Below are 17945 nucleotides of genomic sequence, written 5' to 3'. Positions count from 1 at the left end.
CATGTGGGTGGATGGGTACAGTGCGGAGTCGCTACGCGGTGGATAGTGCGCCGTCGCGCCGGGGTGGACTGCGCTTCGCTTGTCCAGCCTACGGGGCTTATCCACCCGGGGGCTACTGGGCGCGGCGCACGTCCAGCACGTCTGGGAGCTGCTTGAGGCGGGCGATGATGCGCTCCAGGTGGGCCGAGTCCGTCACGGCGATGGTGAAGCGCATGTGGGCGGTGTCGTTGTTGGCGTCGGTGCGGGTATCGCTGCCGAGGACATCTGCGTCGGCGTCCGCCAGGGCCGAGGAGATGTCTCGCAGCAGCCCCCGCCGGTCCGCCGCCGAGAGCTCGACGCCCACCGGGTAGCCCGTCTCCGCCGGCTGCTCCGCCCAGCTCACGTCCACCAGGCGCTCGCGCTCGTCGGCGGAGAGCTTCAGGATCTCCCGGCAGTTGCGCCGGTGCACGATGACGCCGCGGCCGACGCTGACGTAGCCCACCAGCTTGTCGTAGGGCACCGGGCGGCAGCAGGCGGCCATGTGGGTCATGAGATCGCCGACGCCGGCGACCACCACCTCCGAGCGCGCGCTGCGCTCCCGCGCCGGCGGTGTCGCCCGCGGCGCCGGCAGCTCGTCGGGGGGCTCGCGGCGGTCGGCGCGCGGCTCCCCGGCCTTGCGGGCTACCTGTCCGGCGGCGAGATCGCCCCGGCCGACGGCGGCGAGCAAGTCCTCGCCGGTCTTCAGGTTGAAGCGCTCGGCGAGCTTGTCCCAGTGCGGGGACGAGTCGATGCCGAGGCGGCTCAGCTCGCGCTCCAGGGCCGTGCGGCCTTCGGCCAGGTGACGGTCGAAGTCCTGCTGCTTGAACCACTGGCGCACCCGGTTGCGGGCGCGCGCCGTGGCCAGGTAGCCATGGTGGGCGCTCAGCCAGTCGCGGCTCGGCTGGGCGTTCTTTTGGGTGAGGATCTCGACGGTTTCGCCGCTTTTGAGTTGATAGGTGAGCGGCACCATGCGCCCGTCCACGCGTGCGCCGCGGCAGCGGTGGCCGATCTCGGAGTGGATGGCATAGGCGAAGTCCAGCGGCGTCGCCCCCCGCGGCAGCTCCACCACCTTGGCCTGCGGCGTCAGCACATAGACGTTCGCCGGCGTCAGCTCGCCGTTCGGCGGCGGTGTTGTCTCTTCGCCCTGGTCGGCGTCGCCGGCGTGCTCCAGCCATTGGCGCATGGACACCACCCGGTGCTGGAAGTCCGGGTCGTGGCCCTTGGCCTCCTTGTAGGCCCAGTGGGCGGCGACGCCGTATTCGGCGTGCCGGTGCATGCCATGGGTGCGGATCTGCACCTCCAGCGGCTTGTCTTCGGGGCCCACCACGGCCGTGTGCAGGGATTGGTAGTTGTTGCCCTTGGGCGTGGCGATGTAGTCGTCGAACTCCGACGGGATGTGCGCCCAGAGGCCGTGCACCACCCCCAGCGCCGAATAGCAGGCGGGCACGTCGTCCACCAGTACCCGCACGGCCCGCAGGTCGAAGATCTGGTCGATATCGACGCCCTTGCGCTGCATCTTGCGCCAGATGCTGTAGATGTGCTTCGGGCGGCCGGTGACCTCCGCCTCGATGCCGGCGGCGGCGAGCTCCTTGCGCAGCACGGAGAGCACCCGGGCGATGTAGTCCTGGCGCTCGTTGCGGCGCTCCGCCAGTGCCTTGGCGATGCGCATGTAGGTTTCCGGCTCCGCCGCGCGCAGGGAGAGGTCTTCGAGCTCCCACTTGAGCTGCCACACCCCCAGCCGATTGGCGAGGGGGGCATAGACCCGGCGGGTGTCGGCGGCGATCTCGTGCCGGCGCTCCGGCGGCAGGACCTTGGAGCGGCGCAGCAGGTGGACGCGCTCGGCGAGCACCACCAGGACCACGCGCACGTCCGCGCCGATGCCGAGCAGCATGCGGCGCAGGTTCTCTTCGCGCTCCTGGCGGTTGCGCGCGGCGCGCTTGCCGCCTTCGGCGACGTATTCGACGCGGGTCAGGTGCTCGATGCGGGCCAGGTCCTCGGTCATGCGCACCAGCGCCGGGCCGAAGGTCTCCGTCAGCCGGTCTGCACCTGCGGCATCGCGGCCCGCGCAGCCTTGGAGCAGCGCGGCGCAGAGGGTGTCGGCGTCCATGCGCAGGCCGAACAGGACGTCCGCGGTCGCCAGGCGGTGGCGCACGGCGCTCTCGCCCGTGTCGAGCAGCGCGTTGCCATGGCACTCGAGCAGCAGCTCGCCGGCGGCGGCCAGCCGGCGGCGGGCGTCGGCGTCGTAGCGCTCGGCGATGCGCCCGAGCCAGTGACGCACGGCGGCAGCGTCATCCTCGACGGGCTCGGGGAGATTGGTGGTCGTCTGCACCATAGGTGGGCAATGATACTGCGATACGGCGGTGGGAGCGGCGTCTCGCCGCGACGGATGCTGGTTGTGGCTCTGGAAGTCGTCGCGGCAGGGATGCCGCTCCCACGGGCCGTGCTGGTCTGTGGGAGCGGCGTCTCGCCGCGACGGATGCTGGCTGGGCGCTGGAAGTCGTCGCGGCAGGGATGCCGCTCCCACGGTGCTTGCTGGTGTGTGGGAGCGGCGTCTCGCCGCGACGGATGCTGGCGGTGGCTCTGGAAGTCGTCGCGGCAAGGATGCCGCTCCCACGGGCGCGGTGTTCTGTGGGAGCGGCGTCTCGCCGCGATGGATGCTGGCGTTGGCTCTGGAAGTCGTCGCGGCAAGGATGCCGCTCCCACGGCGCGCGCTGTTCTGTGGGAGCGGCGTCTCGCCGCGATGGACGCTGGCTGTGGCGCTGGAAGTCGCGGCAGGGATGCCGCTCCCACGGTGCGCTGTTGGCTGTGGGAGCGGCGTCTCGCCGCGACGGATGCTGGCTGTGGCTCTGGAAGTCGTCGCGGCAAGGATGCCGCTCCCACGGGTGCGCGGTGGTCTGTGGGAGCGGCGTCTCGCCGCGATGGACTCTGGCTGTGGCTCTGGAAGTCGTCGCGGCAGGGATGCCGCTCCCACGGGGCGCGCTGGTGTGTGGGAGCGGCGTCTCGCCGCGATGGAATCTGGCGTTGGCTCTGGAAGTCGTCGCGGCAAGGATGCCGCTCCCACGGCGCGCGGTGGTGTGGGGGAGCGGCGTCTCGCCGCGACGGACGCTGGCTGTGGTTCTGGAAGTCGTCGCGGCAAGGATGCCGCTCCCACGGGTGCGCGGTGGTCTGTGGGAGCGGCGTCTCGCCGCGACGGATGCTGGCTGTGGTTCTGGAAGTCGTCGCGGCAGGGATGCCGCTCCCACGGTGCGCTGTTGGCTGTGGGAGCGGCGTCTCGCCGCGATGGGTGCTGGTTGTGGCTCTGGAAGTCGTCGCGGCAGGGATGCCGCTCCCACGGTGCGGTGGCCTGTGGGAGCGGCGTCTCGCCGCGATGGATGCTGGCTGTGGCGCTGGAAGTCGCGGCAGGGATGCCGCTCCCACGGGGCGGTGGTCTGTGGGAGCGGCGTCTTGCCGCGACGGATGCTGGCTGTGGTTCTGGAAATTGTCGCGGCAGGGATGCCGCTCCCACGGGGCGCGTTGGTCTGTGGGAGCGGCGTCTCGCTGCGACGGATGCTGGTCGTGGCGCTGGAAATTGTCGCGGCAGGGATGCCGCTCCCACGGCGCGCGCTGTTCTGTGGGAGCGGCGTCTCGCCGCGATGGGTGCTGGCGGTCGTTCTGGAAGTCGTCGCGGCAGGGATGCCGCTCCCACGGGGCGGTGGTCTGTGGGAGCGGCGTCTTGCCGCGACGGATGCTGGCTGTGGTTCTGGAAATTGTCGCGGCAGGGATGGCCCTCCCACGGGGTGGAGGCTGGACGTGGCTTAGCCGGCGTCCAGCATTAGGCTCACCAGGCCGTCGGCGAGCTTGGGCTCGAACCAGGTGGATTTGGGGGGCATGATGGCGCCGGCGTCGGCGACGGCGAGCAGCTCGTCGATGCCGGTGGCGGGCAGCGACAGGGCGAGCTGCATGCGCCCGGCGTCCACCGGCGCGGTGAGGCCGGCGACGCCTTTGCTGCCGCCGACGAAGTCGATGCGCGGGTCCCGGCGCGGGTCCGTGATGCCGAGCACGGGCTCCACCAGATGGGTGTGCAGCAGGCTCACGGCCAAGCTTGCCACCGGGTCGTCCGCCGGCGGCAGCAGGGCGTCTTGCAGCCGTAGGCGCCACCAACCCCCGCCGCAGTAGAGCCCGAATTCCGTGTTCGCCGTCGGCTGCACCGGCTCGGCGCACGGCGTCACAGCGAAGCGCTCTTGTGCCCGGGCGAGCAGCCCGTCGCAGTCGTGTCCAGCCAGATCTCGGATGACTCGGTTGTAGGGCAGGATGCGGAGCTCGTCGTCCGGGAAGGCGACGGCCAGGAACTGCGCGCGCTCGGTATCGCCGCGCTCCGCCGCCACGCGCGCCGCCGCCGCGGAGCGATGATGGCCGTCGGCGACGTAGAGCGCGTCCAGGCCTTCGCAGGCGGCGGTGAGTGCGGCGATGCGCTGCGTGTCGGCGATCACCCAGAGCCGGTGGCGCACGCCGTCGGCATCGCGCACATCGACGTCCGCTGCGGCCTCGCAGGCCTGCGCCAGCAGGCGGCGCAGCTCCGGCTGCGCCCGGTGCACGAGGAAGGCCGGGCCCGTATGGGCATCTAGTGCGGCAATCTGGCACACGCGGTCGTCTTCCTTTGCGGGGCGGGTGAGCTCGTGCTTTTTGATGCGCCCGTCCATGTAGGCCGCCACCGACGCCCCGGCGACCAGGCCGGTCTGACTGCGGCCGGCGGCGTCGAGTCGATAGGCGTAGAAGCAAGGAGACGGGTCCCGTCGCAGCACGCCGGTGCTGCGCAGCGCGTCCAGGTTTGCCCGGGCTTGTTCGTAGACCTCTGCTGCATAGGGGTCGGTGCCTGCGGGCAGGTCCACCTCGGCGCGGGAGATGTGCAGGAAGCTGTGCGGGCGGGCGGCGACGAGATCGCGCGCCTCGTCGGCGTCCACCACGTCATAGGGCGGGGCAATGACCTCGGCGGCGCGGCCCGGGGCCGGGCGCAGCGCGGGGAAGGGTGAGAGCAGCGGTGGCTGGGACATGCGCTTGGCTTGGACAGGGGCTCGAACGGGAGCTTAGACGGGGGTTGGGGCTCGAATCCGGAGCGGGGCGGCGGGTGTCTGCGATACTCGGCGGCTCAGCGTGCCGGAGGCGCGTACATCAGACCGCCTGCGGACCAGAGCGCATTCAGTCCGCGCTTGATGTCGAGGCCGGAGGCCGGGCCCAGATTGCGCTCGAAGAGCTCGCCATAGTTGCCGACGGCGCGGATGACCCGGTAGCCCCAGGCGGGCTCGATGCCGAGCACGCTGGCGGTGGTGCCCTCCAGGTCTAGCAGCGCGCGCACCCGGTCGCTCTCGGCCCGGTTCTTGGCGGCGGCGACATTGCCGGTTTCGATGCCGAGCTCTTCGGCCTCGATGAGGGTGAACAGCGTCCAGCGCACCAGGTCGAACCAGCGCGCATCGCCGTCGCGCACCGCAGGACCCAGCGGCTCCTTGGAGATGACCTCCGGCAGGATGCGCTGCGCGGCGGGCTGCTCCAGCGTGCTGCGCAGGGCATGCAGCTGGGAGCGATCGGTGGTCAGGGCGTCGCACTTGCCGGCCAGGTAGGCCTCGGCGGCCGCGGCCAGGTCCGGATGCAGGATGAGCTCCAGCGCCATGCGATGGCGGGTGAAGTAGCGCTTGGCGTTGTCGATGCTGGTGGTGCCGCTGATGGCGCAGACCTTGGCGCCGTTCAGCGCCAGGGTGCTCAGGGTGTCGGTCTTGCGCGGCACCATGAAGCCTTGGCCGTCGTAGTAGAGCACGCCGACGAAGCTCGCGCCCTCGGCGATGTCGCGCTGGCCGGTCCAGGTGGTGTTGCGCGCGAGCACGTCTACGGCGCCGCCGCGCAGGGCGCCGAGGCGCTCTTCGGGCGTCAGCGCCACCAGCTCGACGGCGTCTGGGTCGTCCAGCACCGCGGCGGCGACGGCGCGGCAGAAGTCCACGTCCAGGCCGCTCCAGCGGCCGTCTTCATCGCGATAGGACAGGCCCGGGACCTCGCCGTTGACGCCGCACTTGAGCGTGCCGCGCTCGCGCACGTCTTGGATGGTGTCGGCGCCCGCGATGCCGACGGCGCCTAGCAGCAACAGCAGGGCGCCCAGCATGGCGGCTACGCGGAATCCTTGGCTGCGCTCTAGGGTGCCGGGGTTGGCGAAGGGGGTCATGTCTCGCTGTCCTCTGGTCGGGTCACCGCCGGTGTCTTGCGGCTGCGGCTTTCAGTCTGCTGGGCCTTTGCGCCGTCTCTGCCGAGATTGGGCAAGTATTGCACGCGGCCGCCCCGCCCGTGCCCGGGCGTTGATCGGGCCGATGCCGGGAGGGTCGATAATCAGGCGGTTATCGGCGTCGCGGCGTCGGGCTTCGTGCCTCAGCCCGACCTACGAAATAGTCTTGTCCACGTTCGGCCGGCTGTGGGCGAATCGGCGTCGCGCTGGGCTCACCAGCTGAGCAGGGTCCACTGTGGCACCTGGGTGTGCATGCCCGGGGTGTTGCGCCGCCAGGCCATGTCGCCGGAGCCGTCGTCGTCCACCAGGTAATAGGGCGCGCCGACATTGGGGGTGACCTTCAGCATGTAGGTGTTGTTGTTGACGCTGTAGCGCTCCACGGTGCGATTGTCGTACTCCTCGATGGTCACCGATGGTTGGATGTCCGCGGCCGTGACACGTAGCTCGAGGTTCGACAGGTCCGTTTGCTGGGCGAGGGCGGTCAGCGTGATCAGCAGCCCGCCGAGCAGCGGCGGCACGGTCTGATGAAGCGGCGGGGCGGCGGGCATAGGGTGCAGACGGTCCGTGATTCGATACCGGGCCATCATAGCAAGTCGGCGGCGGACCCTCACCCGAGGCATGGGCCGGCCGTGGATTGGAGCTGCCAAGCCGTTCTCAGCATCGGACCTCAGGGTGCCCTAGGGTTAGGTTAGCTCCGGAATCCCGTACAGGAACCCGTTGCAATGAGCTCCTCGCCCAAGCACCTGCTCGCGCTGTCGCCCGCGATGTACGCGGGGGAGCCGCTCCAACCGCCCGCCGCGGCGGCGTCTGGCGCCGATACGGCGCAGGAAAACGCCGCGCCTGAGCGTACCGGCGGGCCGCCGCCGCCCGCTGACAGCGGCCATTTCATCTTCACGCGGCTCAAGCACCGGCTCGCGCCCGCGGCGGTGGCGCGCGCAGCGGATGCCGCCGCGGCCGAGCCTGCGGCCGGGCCAGTGCAGCAGGAGATGCCCGCGCAGCAGGAGATGTCCGTGCAGTCGGGAGAGGGTAAGACCGAGGAGCTTTGGCGCGCAGCTCGCGCCGGGCGCCAACGGACGCCGGTGCCGGATTGGCTGCCGGAGTCGCAGCTGGAGCATGCCGCGCCGAGCGCCGTCGCGCTGCTGACGCGGCTCTGGGGCGGCGCCGCCGCGGGTAGGGCGCTGCACGTCCTGGTGCTCGACGGTGAGGGCATGGTGCGGCGCTGGCCGAGCTGGGTGTGGCCGGAGCTCGACATGCTCTGCGCCGTGCATGCATACAGGCTTGCGGTGAGAACAGGGGCCCCGAGCACATCCGTGCTCGCCAGCCTGCCGCTGTTGGAGAAAGGGTACCGCCATGTGGTGGAGCGTCTGCTGCGTAGCTGGGGCAACGTGGAGGCCTTCGCCGTAGTCTGCCACGATCTCTTCTTCGACCATCGCGGGGGCCGGACCGGTTGGCCCGCTGCTGTCTGGGAGGACCTGGTGCTGCTGCAGCAGATCCATGAGCGCGTCCACGGCCGCCTACCGGCCAATGCGCAGCCCTGGAACGATTTCGATCTGCATAGCGTTTAGCAGGGTGGATTTCGCTGCGCTCATCCACCCTACGAGTAAGCATGGGCCATGGCTATCCGTAGGGTGGACAAGCGCAGCGCAGTCCACCCCACCCCTACTCCAGCCGCCACCCGCGAATGTCCTCGGGCTCCGCTGCGCCCCAGTGCAACGGATACCAGCCTTTTCTCACCGCGGCGTGGAAGGAGCTGTACGGCCACTGTGCGGGGCGCTCGACGAGTCCGTGCTTCACCGGGTTGTAATGGACATAGTCCACGTGCCGGCGCCAGTCGTCCTCATCCCGGATTAGATGCTCCCAGAAGCGCCGCTGCCAGATCGCCTTCTCGCCACGGTGGTTGACGGGGGCATCCAGCTGGCTGGAGAAGCCGCGCTTGATATCGCGCCAGCGCCGGGAGAAATCCGCATCATCCTCCGGCAGTTGCCAAACGGCGTGGAGATGGTCAGGCAGCACCACCATGGCCTGGATCGTAAAGGGACGCGCCCGTTGGACGGCGCGCATCGCTTGCCGCAGCAACTGCACCCGATCCGGAGAACCGAAAAGGGCACGGCGACGATGGGTAACGACGGTGAAGAAGTAGCAGCCGCCCGGGACGTAGCAGCGTCGATAATCGCTCATGGGACTCTTGCTGGCGCCCGAAGCCCACAAGGTGTGTTCTGCCGCCGTATGTTGCACGAGCCTAGCGTCTCGGCTCAAGGCCGAGCGCGGATTTTGCGTGCTTGAGCGACGCGGAGCAGGGTGGATTTCGCTGCGCTCATCCACCCTACGGCTGGCCCTCGTCGTAGGGTGGACAAGCGCAGCGCAGTCCACGCCGCGCGGGCCATCAGCCTCCGGCGCGCAGGGCCGCCAGCGGCGGGCGTACCAGGGCGCGGTAGGTGCCGAGGGTGCCGGCGAGGCCGATGGCCACGCCGCTGCCGAGCACGCCGAAGAGCCACAGCCAGGGGTTCAGCGCGAAGGGCAGGTCGAAGAGCTGGCGGGCCAGCACATAGCCCGTGGCCTCGGCGAAGATGGACGCCGTCAGCCCCGCCAGCAGGCCGGCGGCGGTGAACTCCACCAGCAGCCCCCGCAGCAGCTGGCGCCGGTTGGCGCCGAGCGTGCGCAGCACCCCGTGCTCGGCCCGGCGCACGGCGAGGCTCGCCTGGATGCCGGCGTACATCACCAACAGCCCCGCCGCCAGCGTGAACAGAAAGACGTATTCCACGGCGCGGATGCCCTGCTCGATGATGCCGCGCACCTGCTCCAGCAGCGCGCCGACGTCGATGAGGGTCACGCTCGGGAAGGCGCGCAGCAGCTCCGGCACCAGGGCTTCGCGCGACTCGGGCAGGTAGAAGCTGGTGATGTAGGTCGCCGGCTGATCGCCCAGCAGCCCCGGCGTGCCGATGACGAAGAAGTTGACGTTGAAGCTGTCCCACTGCACCTGCCGCAGGTTGGTGACGGGCGCCGTCACATCCTCGCCCGCCACCTGAAAGCGCAGCCGGTCGCCAAGGCCGATGCCAAGGGTCTCGGCGATGCCTTCCTCCACCGAGAACTGCGGTTCTGGGTCGTCGCCGGTCCACCAGCGCCCGGCGGCGACGGTGTTGTCCGGCTGCATGTCCAGCGCGTAGCTCAGGTTGAACTCGCGCGCGGCGAGGCGCTGGGCGCGGGGGTCGGCATAGTCGTCCGGCTCGATGTCGCGCTCGCCGATGCCGGTGAGGCGCCCGCGGATCATCGGGAAGATGCCGGCGCCGTCGATGTTGCGCGCGGCGAGCCAGTCCGCCAGGCCGTCCGTCTCGTGGGGCTGGATGTTGATCAGAAAGCGGTTCGGCGCGCCTTCCGGCAGGGTCTGCTGCCAGCTGCTCAGCAGGTCGACGCGCACCACCGCCAGCAGCAGCAGCGCGAGGATGCCGAGGCCGAAGCCCGTGATCTGCAAAATGGCCGCCGCCGGCCGCCGCGCGAGCCCGGCGAGGCCGAGGCGCCAGATACCGCGGGTGCGCGCGGCCGCCAGCCCGGCGAGCCAGACCATCAGCGCGCCGAGCGCCACCAGGGCCGCGACGGCGGCGACGACGCCGAGCAGCAGCTTCCAGGCCAGCTCGAAGTCCCCCGCCTGCCACAGGATCATCAGCGCCAGGGCGCCGGCGGCGCCGAGCCCGGCGAAGGCTACCGACACCCGCGGCGGCCCCAGGTCGCGGCGGATCACCTTGAGCGGCGGCACGTCCGCCAGCTGCAACAGCGGCGGCAGCGCGAAGCCCGCCAGCGCCACCAGCCCGGTGCCGATGCCGACGAGCACGGGCTGGATGGACGCCGCCGGCAGCGGGCCCTCGAACCATTGCGCCAGCAGCGCCGCGAGCCCGCGCTGGCCGAGCCAGCCCACCAGGCAGCCGACGAGGCTCGCCAGCAGCCCGAAGGTCAGGAGCCGAATGGCGAAGATCCGGGTCAGCAGGTGGCGGGGGGCGCCGAGGCAGCGCATCACGGCCACGGCGTCGGTCTGGCGGTCCACCAGCCGGCGGCTCGCCAGCGCAATGGCCGCTCCCGCCACCAGCAGGGTGGTGAGCGCCGCCAGATGCAGGAAGCGCGAGGCCCGGTCCACGGCGGCGGCGAATTCCGGGCGGGCCTCGCGGGCGTCGATGAGCCCGGCGGCCGCCGGCAGCAGCGGCTCGGCCCATTCGGCATAGTCGGCGATGGCCTCCCGCGGGCCCGCCAGCAGCAGCCGGTGGCGCACCCGGCTCGCGTCGGTGACCAGGCCCGTGGCCGGCACGTCGTCCAGGCGGATCATCACCCGCGGTGCGATCTGGAAGAAATTGCCGCCGCGGTCCGGCTCGTAGGCGATGAGCTTCTCTGCCGTGAAGCGTGCTTCGCCCAGATCGATGCCGGCGCCGACGTCGGCGCCCAGCACGTACAGGAGCCGCGGCTCCACCCAGGCGGCGAGCGGCGGCGGCGGTGTGCCGGCCGGCTCCTCGGCGGCGTCGAGGTCCGCCTTGAGGCGCATCTCCCCGCGCAGCGGATAGGCGTCGTCCACGGCCTTGACCTGCACCAGCTGGCTGTCGTCGCCCGCGAGCACGACGCTGCGGAAGGTCAGGGTGCGGGCCACGGTCAGGCCGCGGGCGGCGGCCTCGTCGGTGAAGGCATCGGGGATGGGGCGGGAGGAGTCGATGGCCAGGTCCGCGGCGATGAGCTCGCCGCCATGGCGCTGCATCGCGCGCTCGATGCGGTCGGTGAAGAAGCCGACCGCGGTGATGGCTGCCACCGTCAGCACCAGGGCGGCGGAGAGCAAATAGAGCTCGCCGCTGCGCCAGTCGCTGCGCAGCAGCCGCAGGGCCAGTCCCCAGGCGGGCAGGCGCAGGGCGCTCATGGCAGCACCTCCAGGTGGCCGTCCTGCATGCCGAGCCGGCGGTCGCAGCGCCCGGCCAGGGCCTCGTCATGGGTTACCAGCACCAGGGCGGCGCCGGCGTCTTCGCGCAGCGCGAACAAGAGATCGATGATTTTGCGGCCGGTGCCCAGGTCCAGGTTGCCCGTGGGCTCGTCCGCGAACAGGATCTGCGGGCCCGGCGCGAAGGCGCGGGCGATGGCGACGCGCTGCTGCTCGCCGCCGGAGAGCTGGCGCGGATAGTGCCCGGCGCGGGCGGCGAGGCCGACACGCGCGAGCGCCTCGCGGGCGACGGCGCTGGGGTCGTGGCCGTTCAGGCCGGTGTCGGGGCGGACCTGACCGTTGCCCTTGGTGGTCTGGGCGCCGGCGGCGGCCAGCTCCAGCGGCAGGGAGACGTTCTCCAGCGCGGTCAGGGTCGGCAGCAGCTGGAAGTTCTGGAACACGAAGCCGACCCGCCCGCCGCGCAGTGCCGCCCGGCCGTCCTCGTCCAGCGTGGACAGATGCGCGCCGCAGAGCTCCACGTCGCCGTCGCTGGGGGCGTCCAGACCGGCCAGCAGCCCCAGCAGCGTGGACTTGCCGCTGCCGGAGGCGCCGACGATGGCCACCGCCTCGCCGGCGGCGACGCTGAGCGAAAGCCCGTGCAGGATGGTCAGGCGCCCCCCGGGGCCGCTAACATGCTTGGCCAGCCCATGGGCGCGGCACAGGATCTCTGGGGTATTCATGCGGTCTCCTTGCGTAAGCTGTGCGCCGGCACGGCGTCTGCTGCTTTGTGCGGCGGCGCTGCTGGCCGGTGTTGTGATGTCGACGGTCGGCGCTGCCGCGCCGCCGCGGGTGCTGGTGTTGGGTGACAGCCTGAGTGCCGGCTTCGGGACAGCGCTAGATCAGGGCTGGGTCAGCCTGCTCAAGCAGCGCATCGATGCCGAGGGCCTGCCGCACCAGGTGGTGAACGCCAGTATTTCCGGCGAGACCACCGCAGGTGGGCGCTCGCGGCTGCCGGCGCTGCTGGCGGAGCATACGCCGGCGGTGGTGGTCATCGAGCTCGGCGCCAACGACGGCCTGCGCGGCTTCCCGCCCAAGCGCATCGCGGGCGCCTTGACGGTGCTGGTGGAACAGGCGCAGGCCGCCGGCGCCCGGGTGCTGCTCATCGGGGTGCGTCTGCCGCCCAATTACGGCAGCGCCTATGCGGAACAGTTCCAGCAGCTGTATGTCGAGGTGGCCGAGGATACGGGTGCCGCGCTGGTGCCGCGGCTGCTCGCCGGCGTTGCCGAGGATCGGGCTTTGATGCAGGCGGACGGCCTGCATCCCACGGCCGCGGCGCAGCCGCAGCTGCTGGAGAACGTGTGGCCGCAGCTGTTGCCGTTGCTGGAGGCCACTGCGCAGGCCGATGCCGGGACCTGAGCCCATTCGGGTGGACTGCGCTTCGCTTGTCCACCCTACGGCGGCCGGCGCGGGGCTTGGACGGCGTCGGGTGGATGAGCGCAGCGAAATCCACCGGGGGCCGCCGCGGTTTTAGGGGCTCGCGGGGTTTGCCTGCGCCGGAGACAAGCCCAAATCCCAACCAATCGCAAATGTGTTTTGAGGAGGAGATCCGATGCCACGCGTCAGCATCGTCGGTTCCGGCTTCGGGGCGCTCACGGCCATCTCGTCCCTGCGCGAGGCAGATCCGAGCCTCGACATCACGGTGGTCAGCCCCAAACCCGAATTCGTCTACTACCCCGGCCTGATCTGGGTGCCGTCGGGCCTGCGCAGCGGCGAGGACCTGCGCATCGACCTGACCACCTTCTTTCGCCGCATGCAGGTGACCCATTACGCTGCCGAGGCCACGGGCTTGAGCGACGATGGCCGCACCCTGCACACCAGCGACGGCGACATCGACAACGACGGTCTGATCATCGCCAGCGGCGGGCGCTTCATCAAGAAGCTCCCAGGCATCGAGCACGCCATCACGCCCTGCGAGGGCATCCCGGCGGCGGAGGCCATCCGCGACCGGCTCAAGACCTTGGACGGCGGCACCGTGGCCATGGGCTTCGCGGGCAACCCCAAGGAGCCCGCGTCCATGCGCGGCGGGCCGATTTTCGAGTTCCTGTTCGGTCTCGACCGCCAGCTGCGCAAGGAGGGCCGGCGCGAGCGCTTTCGCATCGTCTTCTTTACGCCGGCGGAGCGCCCGGGCAACCGCCTGGGCCCGAAGGCCGTGGACAAGCTCCTCGGCGAGATGCACAAGGTCGGCATCGAGACGCACCTGGGCCACAAGATGAAGGGCTTCGCCGCGGACAAGGTGATGACCGAGGGCGGCGAATTCCCGGCCGATCTCATCATCTTCATGCCCGGCATGACCGGCAACCAGTGGTTCGACAATACCGAGCTGCCGCGCTCGCCGGGCGGGCTGATCCAGGCGGATGCCCACTGCAAGGTGCCGGGGACCAACCGCGTCTATGTCGTCGGCGACTCCGGCAGCTTCCCGGGGCCGGAGTGGATGCCCAAGCAGGCGCACATGGCGGATCTACAGGCCAAGGCGGCGGCGAAGAACCTGGCGGCGGAGCTCAAGGGCGAGCCGGCGGCGGCGACCTTCGACGTCGAGCTGCTGTGCATCGTCGACGCCAACGACCGCGGCATGGTGGTCTGGCGCACCGAGAAGCGCAATTGGATCCTGCCCAACTCCGTCGCCTTCCACTGGCTGAAGCGCGGGTTCGAGTGGTGGTACCTGCGGCAGTACCGGTGACGAAGGGCTGAGGGCTGGGGGCTGAGGGCTGGGGCGAGCACTTCGGTCGGGTGCGCAGAGCCAGGCGCGCGGACCCCCTCGCTTAGAGCCGCATGCACCCGTCCAAGCGCAGACCTCCCTCAGCCCTCAGCCCTCAGCCCTCAGCCCTAATAAACAGGCCGCTCGCCGTACTCGCGTGACAGGTCCTTGGCCGCTGAGTCGGCGGCGTCGATGATGGCGCTGCGCTGGCCGCGGCGCTTGCCCCGATACACCTGGTCCAGCCCGACGGCGCCGGTGCTCTTGCGCCGGGCCCGCAGGCGCAGGTCGATGCGGTCCAGGCCGCCGCTGTAGCGCTCCACCCGCACCACGCTCGGGTCGATGAGGACCTCAGCCTCGTTGCGCTCGCCGCGGGCGGACAGCGGGATTACCGTCGCGAAGGCGTCGGAGTCGCCGAGCACGCGCACGATCTCACGCTGGAGCCAGTTGCGGTCCGTCGCCGACGCGCCGGCGAACTGCACCGGGGAGACCGCAGCGGCGAGAGGCCCGCGATAGGCCTCGTCATCGGCGATGGCGATGACGTCTGGACCCCCGCCGGAGGAGCCGCAGCCCGCCAGCACGGCAACGGCGGCCGCGAGGGTGAAAACGCGAAGCAGTGCAGGGCGCATAGGGAGCCGTCCTCTCGAATCTGAGCGAGTCCAGGCCACGCCTGCCGGCCCGGCCCCAATCAGCCCACTATTGTCGGGGCAGGCGCCGCAGGTTGCCAGCCTGGCCGACGACCTCGTGGCTGCTGCCCGCACTGGGTCGACGCCGATGATCGCGCGTCAGTCGGTTGATCGAAGTCGAAAAACAACGCACAATGGCGGGCTTCGCCGCGTGCGCGGCGCTCTCCTTGCCTCACCGCGGTCGGCTTGCACCCGCCGTCGGGAGGCGCCTGATCCGTGAGGAGTCCAATGCGACATTACGAAGTGGTGTTTCTGGTGCATCCGAGCCAGAGCGAGCAGGTGCCGGCGATGATCGATCGCTACCGCACCAATCTAGAGGGACATGGCGGCAAGATCCACCGGCTGGAAGACTGGGGCCGCCGCCAGCTGGCCTATCCCATCAACAAGGTGCATAAAGCACATTACGTGCTCATGAACATCGAGTGCGACAAGGACGCGCTGGACGAGCTGGAGAATGCCTTCCGCTTCAACGACGCCGTGCTGCGCAACCTGATCATTCGTCGGGAGTGCGCCGTCACCGAGCCCTCGCCGCTGCTGAAGAGCGAGGAAGAGGGCGGCGAGGAGCGCGGCGGCGAGCGCGGGGAGCGCCGCGGCCGCCGCGACGATGAAGGCAGCTCCCGGCCGCGGCGTGAAGACGCCTGACGCCGCCGTCAATCCAGCACCCAGAGGATACCCACCATGGCCCGCTTTTTCCGCCGCAAGCGCTACTGCCGCTTCACCGCCGAAGGCATCACCGAGATCGACTACAAGGACTTGAACCTGCTCAAGGCCTATGTCAGCGAGTCGGGCAAGATCGTGCCGAGCCGCATCACCGGCACCTCCGCCAAGTACCAGCGCCAGCTCGCCGATGCCGTCAAGCGCGCGCGCTACCTGGCGCTGCTGCCGTATACCGACGGGCATTGATCTCAGAGAGCCTGGCTTCGGTCCCGAGACCTGGTGATCCGGGTCCGCGCCGCCCGGCCCTCGCCGCTGGACTCGGCAGCCGACCAGGGCCCAACGGCTCGATCTCGCCCCGCGGCCAGTCAGTGATGGCGCGGGCTGTACACCCCTCGCCATGATTCCAATTTTCGAGGATTTCCAATGGACGTCATCCTGCTGAAGAAGGTCGGCGGTCTCGGCGATCTCGGCGACAAGGTCGCCGTGCGCCCGGGCTTCGGCCGCAACTATCTGATCCCCCAGGGCGCTGCCGTGCCCGCGACCGCAGAGAACCTCAATGCCTTCGAGGCACGCCGCGCCGAGCTGGAGGCCCAGGCCGCCGAGGCCCTGGCCCACGCCGAGCAGCGCCGCGAGCACCTGGAGGGACTGACGGTCACCATCCCGCGCAAGGCGGGCGACGAGGGCCGGCTGTTCGGCTCCGTGGGTGCCGCGGACATCGCCGACGCCCTCACCGACGCGGGCTACGAGGTCCAGAAGGGCGAAGTGCGCCTGCCCCACGGCCCCTTCCGCAACATCGGCGAGTTCGAGGTAGAAGTGCACCTGCACTCCGACGTCCATGTGGTCATCCTCATCGAGGTGGTCCCCGCCGACTGAGCCAATTTTGGGGACGGTAACCTTAACTCCGCTGAAGCGCTTCTTGAGGTTACTGTCACCATTTCGGGGGAGGATCACCGCAGCTTCGGCCACTTAATACGGTGACAGTAACCTGATTTGCTGCGACCGCGTTACGTTGTCTGCGGCACTTCATCGAGGAAGCGATCGCCGGCTCTCGCAAATTAAGGTTACCGTCCCCGTATCTGGGCCGGGTGCTTGCCGCAGCGCCTTGTCGCGTCGACAATCGACGGCCTTTCCAGCACGAGTGATCGGTCGCTGCGTCCCCGTCAGGCGTTGCGCCGGGGCATGGCCAGGTGCTGATTTTCTCCAGTGAAAACAGGAGGCGGCGGAGTGGAGACCGACGAGCATGAGGCGCCGCCCCCGGCGCCCTTCGGCGGCGAGGGCGCTGGCGTGCCCGGCTTCGAGGGCATGCGGGTCCCGCCGCACAACGTGCATGCGGAGCAGTCGCTGCTCGGCGCCTTGATGCTGGAGAACGGCACCTGGGAGCTGGTGGCGGACAAGGTGCGGGAGGTCGATTTCTACCGCCGCGAGCACCAGCTGGTTTTCCGCGCCGTGGTGGTGCTGGCCGAGGGCGACCAGCCCTTCGATGTGGTCACGCTGGCCGAGGCGCTGGAGAAGCGCAAGCTGCTGGATGACATCGGCGGCATGGAGTATCTGGCGGAGATCGACCGCAACACCGCCTCCGCCGCCAACGCCGCGCACTACGCCCGCATCATCCGCTTCAACTCGGTGCTGCGCCAGCTCATCAAGGCTGGCACCGGCATCGCCGACCTGGCCTTCGACACCGGCGGGCGCTCGGAGGCGGAGATCCTCGACGCCGCGGAGGCCAAGGTCTTCGGCATTGCCGAGCAGCTGGCCCGCGGCGGCGGCTTTCAGCCCATCGAGCAGTTGCTCAAGCTCGCGGTCGATAAGATCGACGAGCTGTTCCATCGCGATGAGCCCATCACGGGGCTGCCCACGGGCTTCATCGACTTCGACATGAAGACCTCCGGTCTGCAGCCGGCGGATCTGGTCATCGTCGCCGGCAGGCCGTCGATGGGCAAAACCAGCTTCGCGATGAACATGGCGGAGAACGTCGCCATCAAGACCGGCCAGGGCGTGGCCGTGTTCAGCATGGAGATGCCCGGCGACTCGCTCGCCATGCGCATGATGTCCTCCCTGGGGCAGATCGACCAGCACCGGGTGCGCACGGGCAAGCTCACGGACGAGGACTGGCCGCGGTTGACTTCGGCAGTGCACATCCTCTCCCAAGCGCCCCTGCACATCGACGATACGCCGGCGCTGTCGCCGACGGAGGTGCGCGCCCGGGTGCGGCGGCTGCAGCGCGAGCTCCAGCGCAACGAGCAAGACCTCGGCCTCATCGTCATCGACTATCTCCAGCTGATGCAGGCGCCCACTGACGGCGAGAACCGGGCGACGGAGATCTCGGCCATCAGCCGGTCGCTGAAGTCGTTGGCGAAGGAGCTGAACGTGCCGGTGATTGCGCTCTCGCAGCTGAACCGCTCCCTGGAGCAGCGCCCCAACAAGCGCCCGGTGATGTCGGACCTGCGTGAATCGGGCGCCATTGAGCAGGATGCGGACGTGATCGTCTTCATTTACCGCGACGAGGTCTACAACGAAGACAGCCCGGACAAGGGCGTCGCCGAGATCATCATCGGCAAGCAGCGAAACGGCCCCATCGGCACCGTGAAGCTGGCCTTCCTTGGGCAGTACACCAAGTTCGAGAACCTCGCCGACAATCTGTACGGCGACGACGGCTACTGAGCACAGCAGCCGCCTGATCGTGGCCGCAGGCCGCTCCCACAGCGC

The 17945-nt window shown here is 70.0% G+C and carries 15 protein-coding genes; 7 read left to right on the top strand and 8 right to left on the bottom strand.

The window, feature by feature from the left end:
* Positions 1-112: 112 nt before the first annotated feature.
* The 4 genes from CKO31_RS12720 to CKO31_RS12705 all read right to left on the bottom strand — a co-directional run bounded on the left by CKO31_RS12720 (position 113) and on the right by CKO31_RS12705 (position 6810).
* Entirely contained in the window at positions 113-2350 is a 2238-nt protein-coding gene (locus tag CKO31_RS12720; protein WP_200237929.1) for a RelA/SpoT family protein, read from the bottom strand.
* A gap of 1462 nt (positions 2351-3812) precedes the next feature.
* Entirely contained in the window at positions 3813-5048 is a 1236-nt protein-coding gene (locus tag CKO31_RS12715) for a DUF1015 domain-containing protein (protein WP_200237927.1), read from the bottom strand.
* 95 nt (positions 5049-5143) lie between these two features.
* Entirely contained in the window at positions 5144-6205 is a 1062-nt protein-coding gene (locus CKO31_RS12710) for an amino acid ABC transporter substrate-binding protein (protein ID WP_242475341.1), read from the bottom strand.
* A 269-nt stretch (positions 6206-6474) separates the two neighbouring features.
* Positions 6475-6810, bottom strand: coding sequence for a DUF2782 domain-containing protein (locus CKO31_RS12705; RefSeq protein ID WP_200237924.1), 336 nt, complete (start codon positions 6808-6810; stop codon positions 6475-6477).
* 174 nt (positions 6811-6984) lie between these two features.
* Here CKO31_RS12705 and CKO31_RS12700 point away from each other — a divergent pair, with 174 nt between their 5' ends.
* Positions 6985-7827, top strand: coding sequence for a hypothetical protein (locus tag CKO31_RS12700; RefSeq protein ID WP_200237922.1), 843 nt, complete (start codon positions 6985-6987; stop codon positions 7825-7827).
* A 94-nt stretch (positions 7828-7921) separates the two neighbouring features.
* Here CKO31_RS12700 and CKO31_RS12695 read toward each other — a convergent pair whose 3' ends face one another.
* The 3 genes from CKO31_RS12695 to CKO31_RS12685 all read right to left on the bottom strand — a co-directional run bounded on the left by CKO31_RS12695 (position 7922) and on the right by CKO31_RS12685 (position 11887).
* Complete coding sequence (locus tag CKO31_RS12695; protein WP_200237920.1) at positions 7922-8440, bottom strand: REP-associated tyrosine transposase; 519 nt, start codon at positions 8438-8440, stop codon at positions 7922-7924.
* Positions 8441-8645: 205 nt separating this feature from the next.
* Complete coding sequence (locus tag CKO31_RS12690; protein WP_242475340.1) at positions 8646-11150, bottom strand: ABC transporter permease; 2505 nt, start codon at positions 11148-11150, stop codon at positions 8646-8648.
* The gene (locus CKO31_RS12685) at positions 11147-11887 is read right to left on the bottom strand and encodes an ABC transporter ATP-binding protein (protein WP_200237917.1); all 741 of its coding nucleotides are present in this window, start codon (positions 11885-11887) and stop codon (positions 11147-11149) included. Before CKO31_RS12685 ends, CKO31_RS12690 begins: the two co-directional genes overlap by 4 nt.
* Before the next feature lie 76 nt (positions 11888-11963).
* On the opposite strand from CKO31_RS12685, the gene CKO31_RS12680 reads away from it, so the two are divergent.
* Both CKO31_RS12680 and CKO31_RS12675 read left to right on the top strand, forming a co-directional pair.
* Positions 11964-12563: an arylesterase gene (locus CKO31_RS12680; RefSeq protein ID WP_242475339.1), complete on the top strand. Its 600-nt coding sequence runs from the start codon at positions 11964-11966 to the stop codon at positions 12561-12563.
* Positions 12564-12756: 193 nt separating this feature from the next.
* Positions 12757-13884 (top strand): NAD(P)/FAD-dependent oxidoreductase, encoded by a 1128-nt coding sequence (locus CKO31_RS12675; RefSeq protein ID WP_200237912.1) that lies wholly within the window; start codon positions 12757-12759, stop codon positions 13882-13884.
* A 146-nt stretch (positions 13885-14030) separates the two neighbouring features.
* Here CKO31_RS12675 and CKO31_RS12670 read toward each other — a convergent pair whose 3' ends face one another.
* Positions 14031-14528 (bottom strand): hypothetical protein, encoded by a 498-nt coding sequence (locus CKO31_RS12670; protein WP_200237909.1) that lies wholly within the window; start codon positions 14526-14528, stop codon positions 14031-14033.
* 285 nt (positions 14529-14813) lie between these two features.
* Between CKO31_RS12670 and rpsF the strand changes: the two genes are divergently transcribed.
* The 4 genes from rpsF (at position 14814) to dnaB (ending at position 17900) form a co-directional block, all read left to right on the top strand.
* Complete coding sequence (gene rpsF / locus CKO31_RS12665; protein WP_200237906.1) at positions 14814-15227, top strand: 30S ribosomal protein S6; 414 nt, start codon at positions 14814-14816, stop codon at positions 15225-15227.
* Positions 15228-15263: 36 nt separating this feature from the next.
* On the top strand, positions 15264-15488 hold the full coding sequence (gene rpsR / locus CKO31_RS12660; RefSeq protein WP_200237904.1) for a 30S ribosomal protein S18: 225 nt from the start codon (positions 15264-15266) through the stop codon (positions 15486-15488).
* A 177-nt stretch (positions 15489-15665) separates the two neighbouring features.
* Complete coding sequence (gene rplI / locus CKO31_RS12655) at positions 15666-16115, top strand: 50S ribosomal protein L9 (RefSeq protein WP_200237901.1); 450 nt, start codon at positions 15666-15668, stop codon at positions 16113-16115.
* A gap of 429 nt (positions 16116-16544) precedes the next feature.
* Positions 16545-17900, top strand: coding sequence for a replicative DNA helicase (dnaB, locus tag CKO31_RS12650; RefSeq protein WP_200237964.1), 1356 nt, complete (start codon positions 16545-16547; stop codon positions 17898-17900).
* Positions 17901-17945 lie beyond the last annotated feature (45 nt).

The organism is Thiohalocapsa halophila (assembly GCF_016583825.1).
Taxonomy (GTDB): Bacteria; Pseudomonadota; Gammaproteobacteria; order Chromatiales; family Chromatiaceae; genus Thiohalocapsa; species Thiohalocapsa halophila.
Note: the sequence above shows the minus strand (reverse complement) of the source record. Positions and strands in the feature narration are given on the sequence as shown.

What these genes read in the sequence shown, in the direction of transcription:
- CKO31_RS12720 (WP_200237929.1), bottom strand. Translation starts at nt 2,350, where the DNA reads ATGGTGCAGACGACCACCAATCTCCCCGAGCCCGTCGAGGATGACGCT.
- CKO31_RS12715 (WP_200237927.1), bottom strand. Translation starts at nt 5,048, where the DNA reads ATGTCCCAGCCACCGCTGCTCTCACCCTTCCCCGCGCTGCGCCCGGCC.
- CKO31_RS12710 (WP_242475341.1), bottom strand. Translation starts at nt 6,205, where the DNA reads ATGACCCCCTTCGCCAACCCCGGCACCCTAGAGCGCAGCCAAGGATTC.
- CKO31_RS12705 (WP_200237924.1), bottom strand. Translation starts at nt 6,810, where the DNA reads ATGCCCGCCGCCCCGCCGCTTCATCAGACCGTGCCGCCGCTGCTCGGC.
- CKO31_RS12700 (WP_200237922.1), top strand. Translation starts at nt 6,985, where the DNA reads ATGAGCTCCTCGCCCAAGCACCTGCTCGCGCTGTCGCCCGCGATGTAC.
- CKO31_RS12695 (WP_200237920.1), bottom strand. Translation starts at nt 8,440, where the DNA reads ATGAGCGATTATCGACGCTGCTACGTCCCGGGCGGCTGCTACTTCTTC.
- CKO31_RS12690 (WP_242475340.1), bottom strand. Translation starts at nt 11,150, where the DNA reads ATGAGCGCCCTGCGCCTGCCCGCCTGGGGACTGGCCCTGCGGCTGCTG.
- CKO31_RS12685 (WP_200237917.1), bottom strand. Translation starts at nt 11,887, where the DNA reads ATGAATACCCCAGAGATCCTGTGCCGCGCCCATGGGCTGGCCAAGCAT.
- CKO31_RS12680 (WP_242475339.1), top strand. Translation starts at nt 11,964, where the DNA reads ATGTCGACGGTCGGCGCTGCCGCGCCGCCGCGGGTGCTGGTGTTGGGT.
- CKO31_RS12675 (WP_200237912.1), top strand. Translation starts at nt 12,757, where the DNA reads ATGCCACGCGTCAGCATCGTCGGTTCCGGCTTCGGGGCGCTCACGGCC.
- CKO31_RS12670 (WP_200237909.1), bottom strand. Translation starts at nt 14,528, where the DNA reads ATGCGCCCTGCACTGCTTCGCGTTTTCACCCTCGCGGCCGCCGTTGCC.
- rpsF (WP_200237906.1), top strand. Translation starts at nt 14,814, where the DNA reads ATGCGACATTACGAAGTGGTGTTTCTGGTGCATCCGAGCCAGAGCGAG.
- rpsR (WP_200237904.1), top strand. Translation starts at nt 15,264, where the DNA reads ATGGCCCGCTTTTTCCGCCGCAAGCGCTACTGCCGCTTCACCGCCGAA.
- rplI (WP_200237901.1), top strand. Translation starts at nt 15,666, where the DNA reads ATGGACGTCATCCTGCTGAAGAAGGTCGGCGGTCTCGGCGATCTCGGC.
- dnaB (WP_200237964.1), top strand. Translation starts at nt 16,545, where the DNA reads ATGCGGGTCCCGCCGCACAACGTGCATGCGGAGCAGTCGCTGCTCGGC.